Raw genomic sequence first — 18089 nt, 5'->3', positions numbered from 1 at the left:
TTGTCCCTACATTTTCGGAGTATAAATCATGAATTGTCCCTACATTTTCGGAGTATAAATCATGAATTGTCCCTACATTTTCGGAGTATAAATCATGAATTGTCCCTACATTTTCGGAGTAAAATTTATTAATTATACCTACATTTTCGGAGTAAAATTTATTAATTATACCTACATTTTCGGAGTATAAATCATGAATTGTCCCTACATTTTCGGAGTATAAATCATGAACTATCCCTACATTTTCGGAGTAAAATTTATTAATTATACCTACATTTTCGGAGTATAAATCATGAATTGTCCCTACATTTTTGGAGTAAAATTTATTAATTATCCCTACATTTTCGGAGTATAATTCATGAATTGTCCCTACATTTTCGGAGTAAAATTTATGAACTATCCCTACATTTTCGGAGTAAAATTCATGAATTTTCCCTACGTTTTTTTCGGAGATGTCTAATGATGACACAGCTAGTCTCTCTGCTATAGTACAAAAGTCGTTTAGCATGATACGCTATGTTACCTTATTGCGATCGCTTTGAACTTTTCCTATTCCCTTTGAGTCGCTTGTCTAACCTGTTCGATCTCTAATTCTAAAGCTTGTGCTATCTGTTCAAAGTTTAATCCTAATGCCAATAAACGCTGTTAATTCAGCTTCTTGTCTGCCTTACTCCAAAGCTTCCTGATAAACTTTAGTTTGTTTTAAATCACTTAAACTAAACATCGCTTCTATCTCCTTTCTACTGACTTGGGGTAGCTTATAAACCAAGATTGTCTCTATCAATTCTAAAAGTTCTTGCTGTTGTTTGACCTGAGGTAATTCTTGTCTAATCCGTGGAATTAATTGTTTTCCCTGCTCGATCGCTCTTGCGGTGGGTGCTATAATTAATTGTAACATCGATATTCCCAGGGATTCCACTTCCCTAATTTTCAGGGAAAAAGTCCCAGAATTTTACCCCCTGAACACTGCAAGGACTGGCACTTTTTGCTTTTAAAAAAGCCTTTAGATTTATTCAGCAAACCTTAATTAATTAGTCCTTGAGCATTGCGATACATTGGGCTAAAGAAGCGTTAGTTTTCAACGCTTGCGGGTTAATATGGGTGGCAGCGGCTCGATAACCTTGTTCTAAGAGAGCCGCAATTAAATCTTCCCTTTTGGGTAAATCTAATTTACCCCTTCTACCAATTTCACGAAAGCTATAAAAATAGGGAGGAAAATCGTTCTCTTCCCTCATTATTTCTAACAATTTAACTACCTTTTTCCACTGCCATTGATCGGCTAAATCTGCCATTTTTTCTAGATAAAAGCGATCGTGTAAACTGCCTAACCACAAGGGTCCGGTTAAAGTTAAAGGTTGCCCGTCCCCAGAACAAACTATCTTGCCTAACTTCGGCCAAGGCACTGATTGATATTCCCCGCAGCTATGACAATAACCGAGAAAACCGTAGTTATGACTATTTAATTGTCTATTAGCTGTTAACCGCACCATCACCCGATAACTTTGACCGAAAAAGAAGGAAAAAACTGGCGTAATTCCTAAACCTAACCGGGCTGATTCTAATTGCAAACCGGCGATAATTAATCTTAATCCCTGTTCGTGGGCAGCTGGATGATTGCGAGCAGAGGCTCCATAATCAGCTAAACTATTTTCTAGATTATGACCCGTCAGCGTCCGTCCATCGGTATTAGTTAGATAAATTAAACCACCGATTTTAGTGGCTAAAGGAATAGCACTAAACAGAGATGCGGGAGAACCAAAAGCATCAATATCAACTAGATCATAATGGTCTTTTTTAAGATAACATTCTAGGAGAACTTCTTGGGCAGATTTATAGGTTATTTTGATTTTTTTCTGTTGTAATAAACTCTCTAAGTTAGCGTCTAAAGTTGGCTTAATTTCTGGATTACCATCATTAACCCACAGCCAATCCGCACCACTTTCTAACCAATACCTGAGCGCTCGCACACCAGAGCCGCTCATTACTTCTAAAACGCGCAAACTGCCCCGCTCTTTTTGGGCAATTGCCGCCCCTAAAACTCCTAAATCTCGGACGATTTTACTCTCCGGTCGATAAAAAGTATTGTTGATATTAAATATCGCTTTTTCTTCCTGCATCGCTCATCTCATAATTAAGTAGGTAGGCACAATTATTTGTAGGATGGGTTAGCGGTAGCGTAACATGAGCGGGCGTTGGGTTTCATGCTTCAACCCAACCTACGTTCATTTTATATTTAATTCCACCCACCTACTTAGCACTCGATCTCTTCTTTTGTCTTTCCATGATTAACTAGGATCGAAAAGGGTCAACCACTGCCAAAACCAATCAGACATCAAGATAGAAGTAAATCTAAAGAAAGTGTGAAATTATCAGAAATTCCCGATTTTTTTACTATTATATCCCTAAAAAGCTGATAGTTTCCCCATGAGAACGGCAAATTGAAGGTAAAAAATAACTATTTTTTAATATCTTATAACAGTTTAATCCGGTCTGATGGGAGATAACCTAAAAGCAAAATCATTCAACCTTGATATAGAGATGAAAAAGTATCTAGCAGAGTTCATCGGGACGTTTTGGCTCGTTCTCGGTGGTTGCGGTAGTGCCGTTTTAGCGGCAGTATTTGTGGGTAAAGCCAAGAGTGTCGTAGATGGTGCTGATTTTAATATCCATCTGGGGATTTCTTTTGTGGGTGTCTCCCTCGCTTTTGGTTTAACGGTTCTTACCCTTGCCTACGCTTTCGGGCATATTTCGGGGGGACATTTTAATCCCGCCGTTTCCTTCGGTCTCTGGGCAGGGAAACGCTTCCCCGGTTCGGAACTACTTCCCTACATCATCGCTCAAGTTTTAGGGGCGATTTTAGCGGCGGTAATTATCTACATTATTGCCAGTGGTCAACCTAGTTTCGCTCTGGGAGGCCGTAACCCTCTGGCCACCAATGGTTACGGAGAACATTCTCCCGGTGGTTACAGTTTATTCGCCGCTTTGGTCACGGAAGTGGTCTTGACCTTCATGTTCTTAATTATCATTTTAGGCTCTACCGATCGACGCGCTCCAGCGGGTTTTGCTCCCATCGCTATTGGTTTAGGATTGACCTTAATTCACTTAATTAGCATTCCCGTGACCAATACCTCCGTTAACCCCGCTCGTAGTACCGGTGTTGCTCTTTTATGCGGTAATATGGCTCTCGTTGGTCAATTATGGTTATTCTGGATTGCTCCCATTGTTGGGGCCGTGGCTGCGGGTTTCCTCTACAATAGTTTCTTTGAAGAAACTTTAGAAGAAAGGCGAGTTAGAGAATAAGTGGAAAGTTACCGCTAAAGTTTGATTGCTTCAAAAGTCAAGTGCTGATAGCGATTCCTGTGGGGTCGCTATTTTTTTCGTCCCCACCGACAAAATTGAGCAGCGCTCGTCGTCCTTGCTCGCCTCGATCGAGTAAAGTAATCTCTAGATAATTTTCCGGCAAAAAAGTTAAACGTTCTGACCATTCGATCGCCACTATCCCTAAATCCACCTCGATTCCCTGCCAATAATTTTCTAGGTACAGCGCCTCGATATCTTGACCCTGCAAACGATACAAATCCAAATGATACAAAGGAAGGCGGCCTTCGCTATATTCGTTAACGAGGGTGAAGGTAGGACTAGCTATAGGCTCTTGAATACCCAATCCTAGGCCAATTCCCTGTACTAAGGTGGTTTTTCCCGCTCCCACATCGCCTTTTAATAAAATTACACTGCCGGGGGCCAAGGTTTGCCCCAGTTTTTCCCCTAAATTGACAGTAGCTTCTCGATCGGGTAAGTCGATAATCATTTTTTCCGCTAGGATGCCAATTAATCACTGATTCTAATATGAGTAGGTAGGCGTTAAAAGTTATCAGATGCCCCCCTTATTAAGAGGGGATCCCCCCGCCTACCGGCACCCCCCTTATCAAGGGGGGCAGGGGGGATCGAACCTAAAATCCATTTTTAATTTAATTATAACCAGCTACTTAGCGATCAGAGCAGGTTTCTGACCTTCTTGGCCCTGGTGGGCTAAATCTGGTCTTTTGATCGAGAAAAATAGAAGCAGTTAAACTCATCTCTTATCTTTTAGTCTTACCTTTGGTCAAATGGTCGCCATCAGGGCAGAGATAAGCGATCGGCGAAACCTTCCGGTAGATTAGACTAAATGGGAGTTGGTTAACTGCTTTTATAAAATTGATGGTTCCCTAACCATCAGCATTGTCTAGGGTCGAAGGCAATAAAACAACCGAAGTTTAGGACTTTAAGCCAGAAGTTAAGAAAAAAAGTGAAATTATTATTTTTGAGTAATGGCCACGGTGAAGATGAGATCGCGATCCGGATTATTAAAAGACTGCAATCATCTCCCCTCTGTCCGGATATTACTGCTTTACCCCTAGTGGGTAACGGTTATGCTTATACTCGTCTGGGGATTCCCCTTCTCGATCGAGGTCAAAAAATGCCCTCTGGGGGTTTTATCACCAGGGATGTCAAACAATTATGGCGAGATTTGCGGGAGGGATTATTAGGATTAACCTCCCGTCAATACCGTCTGGTCAAAAATTGGGGCCAAGAAGGGGGAAAAATTGTCGCAGTGGGAGATATCTTACCCCTTGCCCTTGCTTGGTTGAGCGGGACAGATTATGCTTTTGTGGGAACGGCTAAATCGGAATACTATCTCCGGGATGAGCAGGGATGGTTAGATAGTAGCTCGATGATCGATCGCCTCTGGGGTTCCTATTATTATCCCTGGGAACGCTGGTTAATGGCTCATCCTCGCTGTCGGGGGGTTTTTCCCCGGGATAGTTTAACTAGCAAAATTTTACAACAGTGGTCAATTCCCGTTGTCGATGGGGGTAATCCGATGATGGATGACCTTTTACCCTCGATAACGGGCGATTTTCCCCAAGATTGCCTAACTATTCTGCTGCTACCCGGTTCGCGCTTTCCCGAATCTCTCCACAATTGGCAGCAAATTCTCGCAGCTGTGACGGCCATGATCGGACGTTTTCCCGATTACAAGCTGGAATTTTTGGCAGCGATCGCTCCTCCTCTCCCCCTAGAATCTTTTACGGCTGCTTTAACTTCCCGGGGTTGGCGAGAACAAAGCATAAACAAGTTTATTTGTCAAGAGGTATTTATAACTATTTCTCAAAGGGATTACGCCGAATATTTAGGCCGTTGCCATCTAGCGATCGCCATGGCGGGAACTGCCACGGAACAGTTCGTCGGTTTGGGTAAACCGGCGATCACAATTGCGGGATCTGGACCACAATTTACTCCCCATTTTGCCAAACTGCAACAGCGTTTATTAGGCTGTTCAATTCTCTTAGGTGATAGTGCCGACTCAGTGGCGGACAAGTTAGAATATTTATTACAAAATCCCCCAAAGTGGCAAGAAATCGCCTTTAATGGTCGTCAGAGAATGGGATCGGCCGGTGCCTCCGATCGCATTGCCCAATGGTTACTAGGGGATTTTTGCCCTTAAACGAAAGTATCGGTCTGATTTTCGCCGCTAGTGGGCCCCTCAAAAATAGTTTCTAGGGCGATTTTTTGGGCGCTTGGTTGTTGTCCATAGCTGAAAAGATAGGGAATTTCTCCGCTTTGTTGACGAAACCACTGGAAAACGTAGGGACTACCATAAATAATCAATGCTTGAATTTGTCCAGTTTTCAGCAAAGCTTGATAGATAGCTTTCGTTTCCTCCCTTAATCCGGCACTACCCCGAAAAGGATTACCACGGATGAATACTTGTAGGAGAGTCGTTTCTGGGGAGACGAGGGACTGATTAAAGGTGCTACGGTCGATTATTTGGGTTTGATAACCCCATTGTCGGGGAATTGTCACCGCCGGACAAGAGCGATCGAGAAAGTCACAGTTGAGTAAATCATCGATAATGATTAAATTGCGGCCTTGAGTGGCTTTAATGGGTAAATTACCGCTAACTGTTTGGGAATCTTTTAAAATATCGCTGACAATCTCTAGAGCTTGCGGTGCCGCTAAACTGCTTAAGGATTCTAAGGATGGCTGTCTTTGCCCTAATTTTTCCTTTGCTCGTTGAATACGTTGCCAAGAATCATTAATTCTGGCTTCGCTAATTGTACCCGCTTGCACGGCACTATACACCGCTTCGATCGCTTCGATCGGATCGGGAGGCATTAACAGTATATCGGCCCCCGCCTGTACCGCCCTCACTGCTATGGCGGCAGCGCTGGCAATTTTAGTCACTCCTCCCATAATCAGGGCATCGGTGACGATTAAACCCTGAAAACCGAGATTTTGGCGCAGTTTTTCCCCGAGAATTTTCGAGGAAAGAGTAGCGGGAAATTCGGCATCCCAAGCGGGAATTAACAGATGGCCTGACATAATACTATCAACCCCCGACTCGATCGCCGCTTGAAAGGGCGGCAATTCGATCGCTTCTAGGCGATGATGATCGTGGTTGATGATGGGAAGATCGAGATGGGAGTCATTGCTGGTGTCACCGTGGCCGGGAAAATGTTTGGCCGTGGTCAAAACTGGATAGGAATCGGCCCCTAAAATAAAAGCTTGAGCTAGATTAGCGACGATTTCGGGAGTTTCAGCGAAGGAACGAATATTGATAACAGGATTGTCGGGATTATTGTTCACATCGACAATTGGGGCTAAAATCCAGTTAATCCCGATCGCTAGTGCTTCCTTCGCGGTAATTGCTCCCATTTCCCTAGCATATTCTGTGGCTTTTGTCAAGCTTTTTTCAGCTATTTTTCCTAAAGCCATCGGTGGGGGGAACCAAGTAGCGCCGGAAAACCTTTGGCCGACTCCCTCCTCGATATCGGCAGCAATGAGCAGAGGATTATCCCCGGACCAACTTTGTAATTGTTGGCTACGGAGAGCGATTTCGGCGGCGCTGCCTCCCAACAGAATCACCCCACCGAGGTGGAGGGTTTCTAACCAATGTTTCAGGGTGGCGTTGACAGGTTCCCAAGCAGGATAGCGGATTTGTTGGTCAAAGAGATAGCCGGAAGCGCGGACTACTATCATCTGACCAATGCGTTCTTTTAGGGATAAAATGCGATCGCTCACTATTCAGTTATCAGTTATCAGTTATCAGTTATCAGGTTTAAGTTTTAAGTTCCCAGTTTTGTCTAAATCCAGTTTTGCCTAAATTTAGTTATCCTCTACTGGTCACTGGTCACTGATATCGGAATCGTCATCTTCTGGGGGTCGATCGCTTTTAATATGATCAAGAAGGTGTAACATTCGATCGCCGCGTTCAAGGGAAGAATCTTCTAGGAAGACCACTTCGGGGGTACGTCTGAGACGGATGCGTTGACCGAGTTCGCGCCGGACGAATCCCGCAGCAGCTTTTAACCCGGCCATAGTTTCGGCCTTTGCATCTTTGTTGCCGTAGATAGACACAAAAATCCTAGCGTGTTGTAGGTCGTGGGAGAGATCTACATCGGTAACGCTAACCATACCAGCACCGACCCGATCATCTTTAATTTCCATTAATAACATTTGGCTGACCTCGCGCTTAATTAGCGAGGACACGCGAGATACTCGACGGTCGTTAGCCATAATTTTTGTCCCCTAAAAACAGCGAAACCCTTACCATTGTATCAAGCTAATCCGAGCATGGCTTTGAGGGTGAAATAAAGAAAGGCGAAAGTTCCCCCCAGAAAACCCACAAGTGCGATCGCTGTGAGGGGATTTTTTAATAAAGGGGCCAACCAGCCGAAAAAGGCGAAGAAAATCCCTAAACTAAAGCTAATCAGATAGCGGGGGTAACGGCTCACGTTATCAAAAAAGTCGCCCATAAATTTTATTTATTATCTTTGTCCGTAAGTAATTATAGCAGTAAGCTTCGATGCTGCCACGCCGCCCGATTCAAGGGACTTAGCCACAGCCATGTTCAAGGATAATTCGATAACCTTTGAGAGAAGGATCGGTAAAAACATCCTCTGGATTCCGACCGATCGCTATCTGTTTTTCTGGTAAAACTAAAGTGATAACGGGTAAGGTAGAAGTATTTATACGCGGACAAAAAGATGGGGCTGTGCATCATAATTAGGGCGATGGAAGTCCTAGCAATTGGAGTGGATGGGAATCACTGGGTGGCGAAATCCAAGGCTCTCCTACAGTTGTTTCTTGGGGAACTGACAAACTTGATTTTTTTGCCCGTGGGATGAATAACCGGATTTAGTATTATTTAGGGCTTGCTGAAAAAGTTTTTCGTGGGGCAGGGTCTGGGGTTTTACCCATTTTCAGGGAAAAAGTCCCTGAATTTGCCCCCTGATCACTCCCATGCCGGGTACTTTTTGATTGACAAAAAGTCTAAAAGTCTTATCCAACAAGGTTTTAAGATTTATTCAGCCAGCCCTATATAACTGATTACTGATTACTGTCGCGGCTGCACGGGGAAACCTTGACGCTGAAGCATTTCCGCCGCATCTTGGCCCGGTTGATAGTTGATGCCGAGGGTAGAGGTGGCCGTATCCTCGATGATTTTGGGAGTGAGGAGAATAATCACCTCCGAGCGGTCGTTGCGATTGGTACGACTGCGGAATAAAGCCCCTAAAATGGGAATATCCCCTAAAATCGGCACTTTTGTCTCAGAACTCTGTTGGCGCTCTTGGATAATCCCGGAAAGAATTAAACTCTGTCCATCCCGGAGACGAATTAAACCAGAAGTCAATTCCCGACGAATCAGAGGGGTAAGGGTGTTGACTGTCAGACCACCGCTATCAAATCGAATTGGAGACCCCGGAGAGGCAACAGTGGGGCTAACCGACAGGGAAATAAAGCCGTTATCATCCACCTGATCGATGTTTACCGCTAAAGTTAATCCAGCATCGGCCAGTACAGGGACAGTGGTGCGTACGCCACTGAGAGGATCTACACTTGTCGCCACACTTTCTAGCACTTTCTCGGTGAGCTTAACGGTGGCCTGTTGACCTTCCTGCACCACCAGGGAGGGATCGGTGAGAATCTTGGCATTTCCTGTCTGAATTGAGGCTTGCAGGGTCATCAGGAATTTTTGGGGATACTGGAATAGGGTCGGGGGTTCGTATTCATACTCTATTATTCCCGTCTCTGGGTCAATATTAATATCACTCAAACCGGGTTGAAAGGGGTTAACAGTGCGACCAAAACTAGGGCGCGAGTAGGGTGTTAGACCCCCTAAAAAGTCATTCGGTCCCTGGTTAACACGGCCAAAAGGAGCGCCATTCTGAATGTCAATAAAAGGTTGAATTTCTGCTGTCCCCGTACCCGATATGATATCGAAAATCGGCACAACAGGCTGTGCAAAAGCCCCCGCTCTGCCTACAGTCGAGCTAGTGGGTGGGTTGATATTACCAAAGTTCAGCACTGCCGCCCCGTTATCTTGAACAAAGAAACCATCGTTAAAACCGAAGGAAAAACTACTGTTAAAACGGTCTGTATTGAGTAGGTTAACATCGATAACTTTGACATTAACTACCACCTGACGGCGACGGGCATCTAGTTGGGTTAATAAAGAGGTGGCGATCTGGACTTGCCGCGCTTCGCCGATTAAATTGATAGAATTAAGGCGCTCGTCGGCGGCAACTCTTAAACCAGTTAAAAGTAAGGCAGCTTTTGAGCCTTTCGTTTCTTGGGGGGCCAGTGGCTCTAGGGTAGGAGGAACATCCCGGCGACCGATGACTCGTCCGGTGAGGGGATCGACGATATCCTCGGTTTGGGTAACTAAACGCTGGTATTCTGCCCCTTGGGTAGCGAGGAAAGTGGCGGCGGCGACGGATTTAACTTGGTTGAGACGCAGGGTGCGGCTAATCAGATTACGAGCGCCTTGGGGTAATTGCGCCCCAACAAAGATAGTTGTACCCTGACGGTTGGCCTGGAGTCCAGAAATTAACAATACGGCATTAAAAATGTTTTCCACCGATTCGTTAGTAAATTCTAAGGAAACTGTCTGAGAGGTGGCGTTAGTTTCCCCCTGGGCGCTGGTGAAAACGACGTTATAACCGGCATAGTTAGCAAGGGTCATTAACACTTCTCTAGCGGAAGCTTCCCGGAGTAAAACACGAGGTACAATCATATTACGCTCGAATTTGACCTTTTCGGCACTAGCATCGATGTTAGAGATGGCAATATCTCCCACCGGTGGGGCGACGGCCCGGGGTAGGGTGGGAGCGCCGGGGGCTTGGGGTGCGCCTTGAATGATAATTTCGGGGTTGGGGACAAGGGGCGCACTTTGGGCGAGCAGTTTTTCACTAGCTAAAATGCGATCGCTGATCTCCTTTTGTACGGCATCGGGGGTGGGAACGAAATTCTTAGGTCTTTTTTGTAAATTTTCTTGACTAAACTCTTGCGAAAATTCAATTTTTGATGTAGTCGATTTTAACTCTGAACCATCGAAGGACTCGGGGGTTTCGGCCAAAGTGCTCAGGGGAGCCATCAATAAAAACGAGGCAATTTGGGGGACAAACAGAGCATAACGGGACGAATTCACTTTAATTTCACTCCTCAACAATTGGGGGATTCAACGGACAAAAAACTAAACACTCACACCGGATTGAAAACTATTATTGGCGCGGACTAGCGGGGGGTTGACCTTCGGCGGGGGGTTGACCTTCGGCGGGGGGGGGCGGTGCTAATTTCGCCAATTCTTCAGCATTGAGAGGAATAATCACATCGAGAAGAAAGGTGGTAGTAACGGGTTGATCGCCTTGGGGAACGATAGTGGCTTTATTGTTGCCAGTACTAACCACTTGAACCGCCGATCCTTCCTTTTCCATCTGGGTATTGAGACTGTTGAGCAAAATGAGCGGCTGTAATCTTTCTAAATCCCGAATAACCTCTTGAGTGTTAGCATAGTTCCCTTCGATCTTGACGTTAAGAGTTTGACGTTTGAGCTTATTATTAACCGCGCTACCGAGGGAACCATCGGAAACCACCACTGGTTCTAGTACTTGGGGTTGGAAACTAATCAGCTTAACATTGCGAGACTTAAAGATCTTGCTAATATCTAAGAGAATTGTGCTTAAGTTCTTTTCTTGAGCAAAAAGCGCGAGAATTTGCTGTTTAGTTGCCTCTTTTTGTTGCAACTGACTCTCAATTTTTGCTAATTCGGCCGGTCCGAGACCGCTTTTTTGTTGATCTATCTGTTGTTGTTTGCCAGCTGCATCGTTTTGCAACTGTTGCAAGGTATCATAAGCGGGCATCACCCAGTTAAAAAGCAGATAAAAAGAGCCAAGTAAACCCACCACAGCGGCAGCGATGCCACTATTGCGGGGCGTAAAAGTTATCCCGAAAGCGACAGGATACTCCTCAAATTCCTCTAATTCCCGATCTTCAAATTCTTCGGTAAAGGTCATGGTTGAATAGCTCCTTGGCGTTTGAGAGTGTTAATCCTAGTGATAACTCCGATCGCTCCATTCCGGGCGAGATTGGGCAGTTGTTCCGTAGCGGGAGTATCACTTAATTGGGCGGTGATCACAAATTGAACCGCTTGGGGGAAAGTAACATTAATATTTTTGTACTGATTATCCACCTCTACGGGTAAATCGGCCAGGGCAGCACTTTCGATCACCGTTTGCCTACCCTGTAAAAAAGGAGAAGCTTGTAGGGTTAAGAGATAATCATTGACTGCTTCGTAATTACTGGCAAAACCACTGATTTTTAAGCGAGTAGCCCGATTCTGTTGCCCTTGATCTGGGGCAGCGGGAACCTCCACCTGCTGCACACTGGTTAGCTGGACACTAGGGGGAGTTTGCAGGCGAATTTCCTGAAGAATAGCTGACCAAGGCCTAATCTGATTGAATACAGTTACCAGAGCTTCATTTTCTTCTCCTACCGCCGTTAGTTGCGCTTTCATGTCTTCTAGCTTTTTGCTTTGGGCTTGCAGTTGACCTAATTCCGCATCCAGTTGCTGAATTAGGGCCTGAGTTTCGCTGGTTTGCCAACCGAGGATTAAACCGAGTAATCCCGTCAGTGTCAATAATCCGGCCCCCACTCCCACACCGATCAACAGGGGTGTTTGTTTACGCAGGTTAATAGCGGTGGAAATCTTGGCTGCGGGGGTTCCTTTCCCCGTTTGGCTAAGATGGCGATCCTTAAGAAAATTAACGTCAAGACTATACATAATTTTTGTCTATACCTCCCGTAATCCTAAACCGAGAACTGTTCCTAATCCCGGTCTTTCGGTATTAGGAATCTCTTGAGTTGTATCTAAGTTCAGTGATGCGATCGGATCGATTGCCATGGTGGGGACGCTGAGACGTTGAGTAAAGTATTCGTCTAGTTGCGCTAAACCGCCCCCGGGACCGGCTAAAAGTAATTGGACGATTTCCAGGTCATCACTTTGGTTAAGATAGAAATTAATTGATCGCCGTAACTCATCGGTTAATTCCCCTAAAACGCGCATCAGTGCCGTCATCCCGGCGTTAGTAGGGGCCCCGGAAGTGCCGGTATTGGTGCTAAGACTATCAAAGGCAATAATCGGAATTGTCATCCCCAAAAGAATCTCAGGACTGCGGGAGGTGGGCAAATTCATCGCCCTGGAGAGGGCATTTTGTAGCTGGAAAGTGCCGATGGGGACAGTGCGGGAAAATTGGGGAACGCCGTCCACCACGATGGCAATTTCCGTGTTATCAAATTCTATATCAACAATAACGGCGGCTTCATTGGAACTAAACTGTCGCAAATGCTCGCGAATCGTCCGAATTAGGGCAAAACTATTAATTTCTAGCACATCTACCTGTAATCCTGCCTGTTGGAAGGTTTCCATGTAGGCATCGGTAATCTCCCGACGAGTGGCTACCAGCAAAACCTGCACTTTTTCGATCCCGTCTTCATCCTGAAAGTAGCCTAGTTTTTGGTAGTCGAGATCCACTTCCTCGCGAGGATAGGGAAGGTATAAACTAGCCTCATGATTTAAGACCAGATTTCGCAATTCCTGATCGTCCAATTCCGAGGGAATGGGGATCATCCGGATAATTGACTCGCGCATCGGCACACCAGTAGCGACTCGTTTGCTGTTAATTTTATTTTCCTTGAGGACTTCTTGGATTAATTCCGCTAAAGCGGGGGAATCGACGATTTTTCCCTCCTCAAAGATGCCTTCCGGGATATCCGACGAACAACATTTAACTAATTGATAATTTTGTCCCTGTTTGGCGATCTGAGCTATGTTAATGCGCTCTGGGGTGATCTCTAACCCAACACCTTGAGGTTTTTTTGTCAATAGCTTTTTAAAAAAACTTACCATAGATTTTCCTGGGCAGCTCTAAGAGAATTAGTGATTAACAAAGCCAATAATTTTTTGACCTGATTTTATCTAGGGTCGATCAAGGCAGTAAATCAGTCTATAAACGATCCTGACTGGGTAAATTACCCAGAAAAGGTAAAAATCGAGAAGGAGAGAAGCTATTTCGTCCCTAAATACTAACCCGATTATCTGTGTTCAGATCGAGGTTAATCTTAACTGGGTGAGAGGAGAGGAAGTGCCTATTGATAGTGACATTGTACTCAATTTTGGTGAAAGAACCAAGTCCAAGCTAAAAATTGGCCATTACCCCCCCCTTTTTTTTCTGCTCCACTAGATCAAGTCAGCTTTCCCTAGTTAGGGGTTGCGGCAAAAAGTTTTTCGTGGGGGCAGGGTGTCGGGGGTCGGGCATCGGGTTTTAAGCTAAGAGGCATTTTCACAGCCCGCCAATTCAAAAATGAAACGCAGGACTCCTCAAGACAAAAGTTCAAGAAATCTTAGAAGTTATTAAAATAATACAAAAATAAACTCAACGTAAACCTAAAACATTGTCAAGGAAAATCAATCATGTTTCTCCGTCCTTTCTCTATCTTAATTACCCTCTGTCTCGGTTTAGGCTTCCTTTCTCTCCCTCGGCCCGTTCAATCTTTACCTTTAAATGCGATCGCTCAAGTCAATGCTGCCTCAACTGCTCTGGACTTTTTCAATCAGGGAGTAAAAAGATTACAACAAGGTGATCTAGAGGCTGCCATTAATAGTTTTAATGAAGCCATTCGTCTTAATCCTAACTATGCTCAAGCCTATGGCAACAGAGGAATTGCCTATAGTCGTTTACAGCAATATGACCAAGCCCTGGCTGATTATAACCAATTTATTCGCTTTAATCCCAATTCAGCAGTAGCTTACTATAACCGAGCAACTTTGTATGATCAATTAGGAGATTCTCAAAAAGCGATCGCCGATTATGATCAAGCAATACGACTTAATCCTAATTTCACTCAAGCAATTAGTGGCCGAGAAATTGCTCAGAATAAATTAAGAACACCTCAACAAAGTATCTCCACTACTAACGCGCTCGCTCAATATTTTTCCAATGGAAGGAATGCTAAGGATTTTTTTGTTCAGGCGATGGATAAATATGACAAAGCAGATTTTGATGGTGCAATTGTCGATTTTAGCCAAGCGATTCAACTCAAACCCGACTATGCTCAAGCTTACATGGGCAGGGCAATGGCATATAAGCGTTTAGGAGATTTAGAAAATCAGATCACAGAGCTACGAAAAGCGGCAGAATTACTTCAAAAACAGGGAGATACAGAAGCATACCAGACAACCATAGATTTAATCAAAGTAACTCAGGATTTGATCGATAGCATTCGATCAAATCCTAATTCTAAACTAGCCTTTGCCGAGTTGTTTTTTAATTATGGAATAGAGGAATGGAAAAAAGGAAATTTTGTGCAATCGCTGGCACAATTTAACCTGGCGATACGTCTCAATCCTAACGATGCTAGTGCTTATCTTTTTCGAGGTAATGCCTATGGTCAATTAAAAGAATATCAAAAAGCGATCGCCGACTACACCCAAGCAATTCGCCTCGATCCTAACTATGCTGATGCTTACAACCTGCGAGGGCTTGTCTATGGAATGTCAGGAAACCGTCAAAAAGCGATCACCGACTTGGAAAAAGCAGCCAATTTATATGAGCAACAGGGTGACACAGCACAAGCTCAAAAAGTCTTAGATTTGTTGAAAGAATTACAGCCATAAACTCAAGGTAAACCTAAAACATTCGGCCTGTTCAGTCTTTGCCTTTAAATGCGATCGCTCAAGTCAATGCTGCCTCAACTGCTCAGGACTTTTTCCATCAGGGAGTAAAACAACGCCAATTCAAAAATGAAACGCACGACTCCTCAAGATTTAACAGAAAAAGGCTCATCGGGTATTGTCCGAATCAATACAACCCAAATTCCGCAGGTGGAAAAAGACAAAGGAAAAGACAGAAAAAGCCGAACAATTCACTAAATATAAATACTCAAGAAAGTCTCAGGGTGAGCGCATTGAAAACTCTATTGACAATTGGTCAATTAGGTTTTGTCCCCTTAGATATTTCTGGCTAAAACTAAATATTTAGCCCCGGTGTTAGGAACTAGCGTCGTCAGACGTGGATGGTAAAACCGCTGCCTAGTCGAGCCGTCAGGACTCAAACGGTAAGTCTGCCAAAGGAAGCGTCAAAAGCACAAAATCTGTGAGATTAGCGTTTCCAAAGCTAATCAAGCGCGAAGCGGATTAGCCTAGTTCATTTTTTCTAGACACTATTTTTTCGTGACTCCAGGAAACCGGCGATCAAATGCTTCTGACGGGCGTGATTTTCCCGTATAATTAGGAGTTTGCACAGTGACAAAAGAAGTTAAGGAGCGAGTTCGATGGCACAAATGTACTATGATGAGGATGCCAATTTAGATTTATTAGCGGGAAAAACGATCGCTATTATTGGTTATGGTTCCCAGGGTCATGCCCACGCATTAAATCTCAAGGATAGTGGCGTTAATGTGATTGTTGGTCTATATCCCGGCAGTAAATCGGCAATCAAAGCCAAAGAAGCCGGTATTCCGGTTTATGATGTGGCCGAAGCCGCTAAAATTGCCGACTGGATCATGATCCTCTTACCGGATGAAGTGCAGAAAACGATTTATCTCAACGAAATTGCCCCGAATTTAAGCGAAGGCAAGGTGTTATCTTTTGCCCACGGCTTTAATATTCATTTCGGTCAAGTGGTTCCCCCGGCTAACGTCGATGTGGTTATGGTTGCCCCCAAAGGACCCGGCCATCTCGTCCGTCGCACCTACGAACAAGGTCAAGGAGTCCCCTGTTTATTCGCCGTCTATCAAGATGCTACCGGCCAAGCACGCGATCGAGCAATGGCCTACGCTAAAGGTATCGGTGGCACTCGGGCCGGGGTTTTGGAAACCACTTTCCGCGAGGAAACAGAAACCGACCTTTTTGGCGAACAGGCAGTATTATGCGGTGGTTTAAGTGCTTTAATTAAAGCTGGCTTTGAAACCCTCGTGGAAGCTGGTTATCAGCCCGAATTAGCCTATTTTGAGTGTTTACACGAGGTGAAACTGATCGTCGATCTGATCGTCGAGGGCGGTTTGGCCAAAATGCGCGATAGTATTTCCAATACAGCCGAGTACGGTGACTACACTCGCGGTCCGCGGGTGGTGACGGAAGCGACTAAGACCGAAATGCGGAAAATCCTCGGGGAAATTCAATCGGGACAATTTGCCAGAGAGTTTGTCCTCGAAAATCAAGCAGGTAAACCGGGTTTCACCGCTATGCGTCGTCAAGAAGCAGAACATTCGATCGAAGAAGTCGGTCAAGACCTGCGGGCAATGATGAGTTGGCTTAAACGCTAGTTCTCTTTTTTTTCGGTGGGGGGTTGGACACAACGCGGCAATTCTTGCTGTTGAGTCCGCCCCTACACCCTACACCCCACACCCCAAAAGGAAAACCTCCTATGTCACCATTTAAGATAACTGCTGTATTCCCATTTCAGTAGCCCTCCTGCAAAAATAAGTTATCGAGCCGCTATTGGGTCACAATATCTAAAAGCTCGGATAAATTCGACATAATCTTAGGTTTTATGGATAGTCTAGTCGTCTCTTGTCTTTTTTCTTCTCCTGACTCCCGACGACCAGCTACTGACTCCTACCCCTAACAACAATTTTTGATTTTTACAAGAGGTCTAGTAGATCGCCTCTCGTGATTTAACCAGACCGATCGCCCGTAAACCGGCAATCACACCACAACCGATCACCATACCGACGAAGGAACGAATCAGATTTTCTACAGGAATGATCGGAATTAAAGCGATCCAGACTTCTTCGGGCCAGTTAAAAATCGAGTAGGTAATGGCGACGACCCCTAAATGGGAGAGGCCGCTGGCGGTCCAGGTACCCCCAAAAATTCCCGCCGCTACTAGGGCCAAATTGCTGCCTTTGATCCAATGGGTAAAAAGAGTCCGGGTTGGTAGGATAAATAATACCAAAGCTGACCAATCGACGAAAGCCCCGGCAATAAAGATTCGTGGCGAAATGCCGTTCAGTCCGATCGCCCGGTTAGCGTAGATAAACAGGGGAATCAGAAAAATTAACGTTAATCCTAACCACCAATAACGGCGTTTTTTGCCTAAAACCATCGTTCCCGCCACAAAACTAGACAAAATCGCCCCAAAGACCGAAATAGCGGGAATTCCTGCTGTGTAGGGGGCAAGGAAAGCCCCAATTAAGGACCCAATGCCACTAGCGATCGCTCCAGCGATCGGGCCGAGTAACCAACCCAAGAGGGGAAAAACCGCTTGACTGAGGGGCATACTACCGCCGGAAGCGAGGACAATGGAGAAGGGAATAAAAGAAAGGGTAGTGACAATGGCCGCTAAGACGACAATATAGGCGATCGGCGCACCATCAATAGCGGCACTACTGACAGCTTCCACTTTGCGTTCTTCGCCTTCGGGGATAATATCTAGGGTCATAGTTGCAAGGGTAATTCTAACTTTTCTATCATCCTCTGGTTTGATCTTCTTCCGGCAATTATAGTCATTTCAGATAAGTCTGATACACTCTAGACCGGTTAAACCCTTATGAACTCTGGCATTGATATTCTCAATCTTAATTGAAATGACTATATTGATTTTTTCGATAACAGCGCACGGTAATGTGATAGGGATGAAAAATCTCTAGGAAATCTTTTTGTAGGGTTTGAAAAAAGCTCTCAATAATTTTGGGATCGTCGAGATGAAAAGGATATTCTTGATTAAATCCTTTGAAAAAATACCAGTTAATAATTAGCTTTCCTCCTG

16 protein-coding genes and 2 pseudogenes are annotated in these 18089 nt (G+C 44.8%); 6 read left to right on the top strand and 12 right to left on the bottom strand.

Annotation, left to right across the window (positions count from 1 at the left end):
- The 3 genes and pseudogenes from IM509_RS22175 to IM509_RS22165 all read right to left on the bottom strand — a co-directional run.
- The coding region (locus tag IM509_RS22175; RefSeq protein ID WP_272079339.1) for a hypothetical protein at positions 1-508 on the bottom strand (508 nt) is incomplete at its 3' end.
- Between the two features lie 41 nt (positions 509-549).
- Positions 550-916 (bottom strand): annotated as a pseudogene (locus tag IM509_RS22170) (DUF2887 domain-containing protein); the annotation flags it as partial.
- Positions 917-1031: 115 nt separating this feature from the next.
- Positions 1032-2117 carry a class I SAM-dependent methyltransferase gene (locus IM509_RS22165; RefSeq protein WP_185237078.1) on the bottom strand — a complete coding sequence of 362 codons (1086 nt, stop codon included), beginning with the start codon at positions 2115-2117 and terminating at the stop codon, positions 1032-1034.
- Positions 2118-2538: 421 nt separating this feature from the next.
- Here IM509_RS22165 and aqpZ point away from each other — a divergent pair, with 421 nt between their 5' ends.
- The gene (gene aqpZ, locus IM509_RS22160; protein WP_260441225.1) at positions 2539-3300 is read left to right on the top strand and encodes an aquaporin Z; all 762 of its coding nucleotides are present in this window, start codon (positions 2539-2541) and stop codon (positions 3298-3300) included.
- Between the two features lie 37 nt (positions 3301-3337).
- On the opposite strand, the gene tsaE is transcribed toward aqpZ, so the two are convergent.
- Positions 3338-3808 (bottom strand): tRNA (adenosine(37)-N6)-threonylcarbamoyltransferase complex ATPase subunit type 1 TsaE, encoded by a 471-nt coding sequence (gene tsaE, locus IM509_RS22155; RefSeq protein WP_052275225.1) that lies wholly within the window; start codon positions 3806-3808, stop codon positions 3338-3340.
- A 477-nt stretch (positions 3809-4285) separates the two neighbouring features.
- Between tsaE and IM509_RS22150 the strand changes: the two genes are divergently transcribed.
- Positions 4286-5485: a lipid-A-disaccharide synthase-related protein gene (locus IM509_RS22150; RefSeq protein ID WP_185237080.1), complete on the top strand. Its 1200-nt coding sequence runs from the start codon at positions 4286-4288 to the stop codon at positions 5483-5485.
- Here IM509_RS22150 and IM509_RS22145 read toward each other — a convergent pair.
- The 3 genes from IM509_RS22145 to IM509_RS22135 all read right to left on the bottom strand — a co-directional run bounded on the left by IM509_RS22145 (position 5482) and on the right by IM509_RS22135 (position 7796).
- The gene (locus IM509_RS22145) at positions 5482-7062 is read right to left on the bottom strand and encodes a glycoside hydrolase family 3 N-terminal domain-containing protein (protein WP_072924537.1); all 1581 of its coding nucleotides are present in this window, start codon (positions 7060-7062) and stop codon (positions 5482-5484) included. The two genes, IM509_RS22150 and IM509_RS22145, sit on opposite strands and share 4 nt — an antisense overlap.
- A 102-nt stretch (positions 7063-7164) precedes the next feature.
- On the bottom strand, positions 7165-7557 hold the full coding sequence (gene rbfA / locus IM509_RS22140) for a 30S ribosome-binding factor RbfA (protein WP_002735717.1): 393 nt from the start codon (positions 7555-7557) through the stop codon (positions 7165-7167).
- Positions 7558-7598: 41 nt separating this feature from the next.
- Positions 7599-7796 carry a DUF751 family protein gene (locus IM509_RS22135; RefSeq protein WP_002737592.1) on the bottom strand — a complete coding sequence of 66 codons (198 nt, stop codon included), beginning with the start codon at positions 7794-7796 and terminating at the stop codon, positions 7599-7601.
- Between the two features lie 281 nt (positions 7797-8077).
- Here IM509_RS22135 and IM509_RS24430 point away from each other — a divergent pair.
- Positions 8078-8182: pseudogene (locus IM509_RS24430) on the top strand (hypothetical protein); the annotation flags it as partial.
- A gap of 195 nt (positions 8183-8377) precedes the next feature.
- Here the strand turns inward: IM509_RS24430 and IM509_RS22130 are convergent.
- The 4 genes from IM509_RS22130 to pilM form a co-directional block, all read right to left on the bottom strand.
- Complete coding sequence (locus IM509_RS22130; RefSeq protein WP_185237081.1) at positions 8378-10471, bottom strand: secretin GspD/PilQ domain-containing protein; 2094 nt, start codon at positions 10469-10471, stop codon at positions 8378-8380.
- 73 nt (positions 10472-10544) lie between these two features.
- Positions 10545-11336, bottom strand: a complete 792-nt coding sequence (locus IM509_RS22125) for a pilus assembly protein (protein ID WP_185237082.1) — start codon at positions 11334-11336, stop codon at positions 10545-10547.
- A complete protein-coding gene (locus IM509_RS22120; RefSeq protein WP_052278327.1) occupies positions 11333-12103 on the bottom strand; it encodes a PilN domain-containing protein in 771 nt (256 codons plus the stop codon). Before IM509_RS22120 ends, IM509_RS22125 begins: the two co-directional genes overlap by 4 nt.
- A gap of 9 nt (positions 12104-12112) precedes the next feature.
- Complete coding sequence (pilM, locus tag IM509_RS22115; RefSeq protein ID WP_185237083.1) at positions 12113-13228, bottom strand: type IV pilus assembly protein PilM; 1116 nt, start codon at positions 13226-13228, stop codon at positions 12113-12115.
- Between the two features lie 564 nt (positions 13229-13792).
- Between pilM and IM509_RS22110 the strand changes: the two genes are divergently transcribed.
- From IM509_RS22110 to ilvC, 3 genes are all read left to right on the top strand, one after another.
- The gene (locus IM509_RS22110; protein ID WP_185237084.1) at positions 13793-14995 is read left to right on the top strand and encodes a tetratricopeptide repeat protein; all 1203 of its coding nucleotides are present in this window, start codon (positions 13793-13795) and stop codon (positions 14993-14995) included.
- 126 nt (positions 14996-15121) lie between these two features.
- Complete coding sequence (locus tag IM509_RS22105; protein WP_260441226.1) at positions 15122-15250, top strand: hypothetical protein; 129 nt, start codon at positions 15122-15124, stop codon at positions 15248-15250.
- 401 nt (positions 15251-15651) lie between these two features.
- Positions 15652-16644, top strand: coding sequence for a ketol-acid reductoisomerase (ilvC, locus tag IM509_RS22100; protein WP_185237085.1), 993 nt, complete (start codon positions 15652-15654; stop codon positions 16642-16644).
- 329 nt (positions 16645-16973) lie between these two features.
- Here the strand turns inward: ilvC and IM509_RS22095 are convergent, their stop codons facing one another.
- Entirely contained in the window at positions 16974-17762 is a 789-nt protein-coding gene (locus tag IM509_RS22095; protein ID WP_072924522.1) for an ECF transporter S component, read from the bottom strand.
- Positions 17763-18089 lie beyond the last annotated feature (327 nt).

This window comes from Microcystis sp. M31BS1, assembly GCF_020245285.1.
GTDB lineage: Bacteria > Cyanobacteriota > Cyanobacteriia > Cyanobacteriales > Microcystaceae > Microcystis > Microcystis panniformis.
The sequence above is the reverse complement of the archived record's forward strand: the minus strand, read 5'-3'. Positions and strand labels throughout refer to the sequence as shown.

Excerpts from the sequence above, each read along its gene's own strand:
- IM509_RS22105 (WP_260441226.1), top strand. The coding sequence starts at position 15,122 with ATGAAACGCACGACTCCTCAAGATTTAACAGAAAAAGGCTCATCGGGT.
- IM509_RS22110 (WP_185237084.1), top strand. The coding sequence starts at position 13,793 with ATGTTTCTCCGTCCTTTCTCTATCTTAATTACCCTCTGTCTCGGTTTA.
- aqpZ (WP_260441225.1), top strand. The coding sequence starts at position 2,539 with ATGAAAAAGTATCTAGCAGAGTTCATCGGGACGTTTTGGCTCGTTCTC.
- IM509_RS22125 (WP_185237082.1), bottom strand. The coding sequence starts at position 11,336 with ATGACCTTTACCGAAGAATTTGAAGATCGGGAATTAGAGGAATTTGAG.
- ilvC (WP_185237085.1), top strand. The coding sequence starts at position 15,652 with ATGGCACAAATGTACTATGATGAGGATGCCAATTTAGATTTATTAGCG.
- pilM (WP_185237083.1), bottom strand. The coding sequence starts at position 13,228 with ATGGTAAGTTTTTTTAAAAAGCTATTGACAAAAAAACCTCAAGGTGTT.
- IM509_RS22095 (WP_072924522.1), bottom strand. The coding sequence starts at position 17,762 with ATGACCCTAGATATTATCCCCGAAGGCGAAGAACGCAAAGTGGAAGCT.
- tsaE (WP_052275225.1), bottom strand. The coding sequence starts at position 3,808 with ATGATTATCGACTTACCCGATCGAGAAGCTACTGTCAATTTAGGGGAA.
- IM509_RS22120 (WP_052278327.1), bottom strand. The coding sequence starts at position 12,103 with ATGTATAGTCTTGACGTTAATTTTCTTAAGGATCGCCATCTTAGCCAA.
- rbfA (WP_002735717.1), bottom strand. The coding sequence starts at position 7,557 with ATGGCTAACGACCGTCGAGTATCTCGCGTGTCCTCGCTAATTAAGCGC.
- IM509_RS22135 (WP_002737592.1), bottom strand. The coding sequence starts at position 7,796 with ATGGGCGACTTTTTTGATAACGTGAGCCGTTACCCCCGCTATCTGATT.
- IM509_RS22165 (WP_185237078.1), bottom strand. The coding sequence starts at position 2,117 with ATGCAGGAAGAAAAAGCGATATTTAATATCAACAATACTTTTTATCGA.